The sequence below is a fragment of the uncultured Campylobacter sp. genome, from assembly GCF_937949835.1.
Classification (GTDB): Bacteria; Campylobacterota; Campylobacteria; order Campylobacterales; family Campylobacteraceae; genus Campylobacter_B.
Genome location: NZ_CALEDC010000276.1, coordinates 1 through 3242, shown reverse-complemented (window position 1 = coordinate 3242; position 3242 = coordinate 1). Strand labels below are relative to the sequence as shown.

At 46.3% G+C, this 3242-nt stretch carries 5 protein-coding genes; all 5 read right to left on the bottom strand.

The window, feature by feature from the left end; all coding sequences use genetic code 11:
* Window positions 1-95 precede the first annotated feature (95 nt).
* Window positions 96-356 carry a 30S ribosomal protein S18 gene (gene rpsR, locus Q0256_RS06235; RefSeq protein WP_291937950.1) on the bottom strand — a complete coding sequence of 87 codons (261 nt, stop codon included), beginning with the start codon at window positions 354-356 and terminating at the stop codon, window positions 96-98.
* A gap of 13 nt (window positions 357-369) precedes the next feature.
* Complete coding sequence (locus Q0256_RS06230; protein WP_297961227.1) at window positions 370-969, bottom strand: single-stranded DNA-binding protein; 600 nt, start codon at window positions 967-969, stop codon at window positions 370-372.
* Between the two features lie 10 nt (window positions 970-979).
* The gene (gene rpsF / locus Q0256_RS06225; RefSeq protein ID WP_005873267.1) at window positions 980-1393 is read right to left on the bottom strand and encodes a 30S ribosomal protein S6; all 414 of its coding nucleotides are present in this window, start codon (window positions 1391-1393) and stop codon (window positions 980-982) included.
* 84 nt (window positions 1394-1477) lie between these two features.
* Window positions 1478-2482, bottom strand: a complete 1005-nt coding sequence (locus tag Q0256_RS06220) for a DNA polymerase III subunit delta (RefSeq protein ID WP_297961224.1) — start codon at window positions 2480-2482, stop codon at window positions 1478-1480.
* A partial coding sequence (locus Q0256_RS06215; RefSeq protein WP_297961221.1) for an RNB domain-containing ribonuclease occupies window positions 2482-3242 on the bottom strand: 761 nt, incomplete at its 5' end. The genes Q0256_RS06220 and Q0256_RS06215, both read right to left, overlap by 1 nt.

Genomic DNA, 3242 nt, shown 5'->3' with positions numbered 1-3242 from the left:
TATGGATGAAATTATATATATATAAGAACAGGCTTAAAAATTTTAAAAATTGGATTTAAAAAGTAGGAATTTTAGCGGCTCTACGCCGCTAAAATTTAAAGATTTTCGAATGGATTCGTGACCACGTCTTTGCGATCGACGATGTAAGGTATAAGGGCTGCTTGGCGCGCGCGCTTGATAGCCTTTTCTACCATCTCTTGGTATTTTTTGCTAGTGCCGGTTAAGCGGCGCGGCATAATCTTAAAGCGCTCGCTTAGGCAGTGCTTTAGCAGCGCCGTGTCCTTATAATCGATAAATTCGATCTTTGCCTCCGTAAATTTGCAATACTTCCTAGTATATTTTCTCTTATCTGCCATGATTTTTCCTTAATTAAAATGGGATCGTGTCGTTGCCGTCATCGTATTTATCGGCATCGACGTCGACTTCCGGAATCGTGCTTTCGTAACTCTGCTCTTTTTGTTTAGGCGCGTTGTAATCGTTTTTTGCGCCTCTTGAATTTGAGTTTTGTCTGTTAGCATAGCTATTTCCGCCGCCGTAATTACCGCTGCCGTAGTTAGAATTTCCTCCGCCGTAGCCGCCGGAGCTTCCGCCATAATTGCCGCTCTCGTAATTGCCGCCTTGGTTATAGCCGCCGCTTCCACCTTGATTGCTTCCTAGCATCTCCATCGTATCTACGCTGATGGAGTGCTTGCTTCGGTTCTGTCCATTTTGATCTTGCCACTGATCTAGCTTTAAGCGGCCTTCGATCAAAATTTTACTGCCTTTTCGCAAGTATTGGTTTGCGATCTCGGCCGTACGACCGAAAAAATCTATGTCTATAAAGCACGTTTCTTCGCGTTTCTCGCCGTTTGAGCTATTATATCTACGTGTGACGGCGATGCCGGTTTTGCCTACGGCGGTGCCCGTTTGCAGATATCTAAGCTCGATATCTCGGGTCAAATTACCTACCAAAACTACTTTATTGAACATATTTTATCCTTTATTCGCCCTCTTTGGCTGCTTCTTCAGGCTCTTTTGGCTCTACCGGCGCTTTTGGCTCGCGCTCTTTTTTCGCAGGGCTTAGTTTGATACCTTTGCTTAGCTTGTCCCAAGCGGAAATTTCACGCTTAGTCTCATATTTGACGGTCAAAAATCTAATGATATCTTCGGTGATGCGCAGATTTCTAACAAGTTCGGAGATCAAGCTCGGCTCGGCCTTAAAATAGATTACGAAATAAACTCCGCGCTCATATTTGTCGATCTTATAGGCAAGCTTTCTAGCGCCCATTTCGATCACGGAAGCGATCTCTCCGCCGTTTTTGGTTATGATTTCTTTGACGAAATCGACTTTTGTTTTAACTTCATCGTCGGTAAGCGTGGGCTTAACGATGAATAAAACCTCGTAGTTTCTCATAAATTCTCCTTATGGATTTTAGCTCGCAAACGGTGTCTGCGGGCAAGGATTTTGCAAAAAATGCGAGGGGATATTACTAAAATTTCACTTAATATTTGCTTTTTGCCCGAGCGAACTTAACAGCATGCGCTGCAACCTCAAAAACGACGCAAGCAAAAGCTCGTCCTTCGCCGCGTTCTTTTCGCTTTTGAGTTCAAATTCCAAATCGTTTAAGTGGGCAAAAATTTTATAAAAAGTCCGTGTAGAAAAGCTAGTGGCGTAGCGCTGCATCTGTGCGGCCACGGAAGGGGGCGGCTGGTAGCCTAAAACCGCCTTAAAATCAAATCTGCCGCTTATTTTCACGTAAGCGTGCAGGCGAAAAATTCTATAAATCAGGCGGTAGAAATAATTTATCAGCTCCATCTCGTTGTATCCGCCGCCCAGAGCCATTTTGTAAAAATCTACGCGAAAATCGCTTAGGCTGAAAATTTTATCGAAAAGCTCATCGTAGCTCACCTCGCTAAGGCCATAAACCATTAAATTTACGTTTTGCAGGCTAAGCTCGAGCCCCAGACTTGCAAATTTTTCTATCTCGCTCGCGCTTAGGCTCAGGCTTTCGTTGTGGATGGCGTAGATCCTACTAAGCGCGGCGGTGTTTGCAAAAAGCCCGCACATCTCGCATTTTTGCGCAAGCAGCGCTATGGCTTCGTTCACGCCCGAGGGTTTGAAAAATCTAACCTCATTTCGTTCAAATTCCTTGATAAAATCCGCGCTCACTGAAATTTCGCTATCGTTTAGCTCATAAATTAGATGATTGTTCGCGTCTGACTTACACAGCGCGATGAGCCTTCGCAGCTCCTCTTTTTTGATGAGCGAGGCGGTTTTAATGTGAAGCGTGTTGCTACCGCCGAAAAGCGAGGGCTCCAAGAAGCTTCGCGCCTGCTCAAAATCATACTCCAAAAAATACAAACTCAAAAAATTTTCCGCGGCGTAAATTTGCTTTAGGCGCTGCGCGTAAAGCTCGTTTGAAAAATCGTCTCCGCCGCGCAAAAGCACGAAATTCGGCACCCTGCCGCTTGCTATAAGCCCGTCAAATTCTTTCCTATACATCAGATCTTCTTTACCACCCTGCCTAAAATCACTCCACTAGCGATGTTTGCCTCCGTAAGCTCGACTAGCACGGGCGTTAAAATGTCGCCGGCGAAATTTGAAACTAAAATTTTAGCCCCCTTTAGCTTGTCGTCTAGCTTTGCGGTGACGGAATTTCCGTTTTCGTCAATGTAGCAGCGGAATTTTTTGCCCAAATTTTCCGCGGCCCAGCGCGCAAATTTTCGGTCCATAAAATCAAACGCAACCTTATCCGCCTCGCGCTCGAGCTCGTTTAACCGCGCGCACGTCGCGTCGATGTTTAAAAGCAGGTAATTATAAAATTTCTCATCCCCCCTCATCTGCGCCTTTAGCAATCGGTGCAAAATGAGATCGGAATAGCGCCTGATCGGGCTTGTGAAGTGCGTGTAGTTATCAAATCCGAGCCCGAAATGCCCGCGCGATTCGGATCCGTACTCGGCGCGCTTTTGAGCCTTGATGATGAGCTTATCGACCTCCTCGCGGATACCCATAGTATCGGCTTGTGCTTGGATTTCGCCGATCATTTTGGCAAGGTTGCTCTGATACGGCGCGTCGATGCCGAACAGCGCCAGATCGTCAAGCAGCGCGTAAATTTTTTTAAGCTCCGCCGAGCCGTGATTTCTAAAAACGCCTTTGCCGATGCGTTTTGCCGCCGCGACGTTGGCTAGCAGCATGCAGTCCTCGACGAGTCTGTGCGAGTCGGTATCGGTTTCAAATCTCGTAGATGAAAGGCCGCCGTCTG

Excerpts from the sequence above, each read along its gene's own strand:
- rpsR (WP_291937950.1), bottom strand. The coding sequence starts at position 356 with ATGGCAGATAAGAGAAAATATACTAGGAAGTATTGCAAATTTACGGAG.
- Q0256_RS06230 (WP_297961227.1), bottom strand. The coding sequence starts at position 969 with ATGTTCAATAAAGTAGTTTTGGTAGGTAATTTGACCCGAGATATCGAG.
- rpsF (WP_005873267.1), bottom strand. The coding sequence starts at position 1,393 with ATGAGAAACTACGAGGTTTTATTCATCGTTAAGCCCACGCTTACCGAC.
- Q0256_RS06220 (WP_297961224.1), bottom strand. The coding sequence starts at position 2,482 with ATGTATAGGAAAGAATTTGACGGGCTTATAGCAAGCGGCAGGGTGCCG.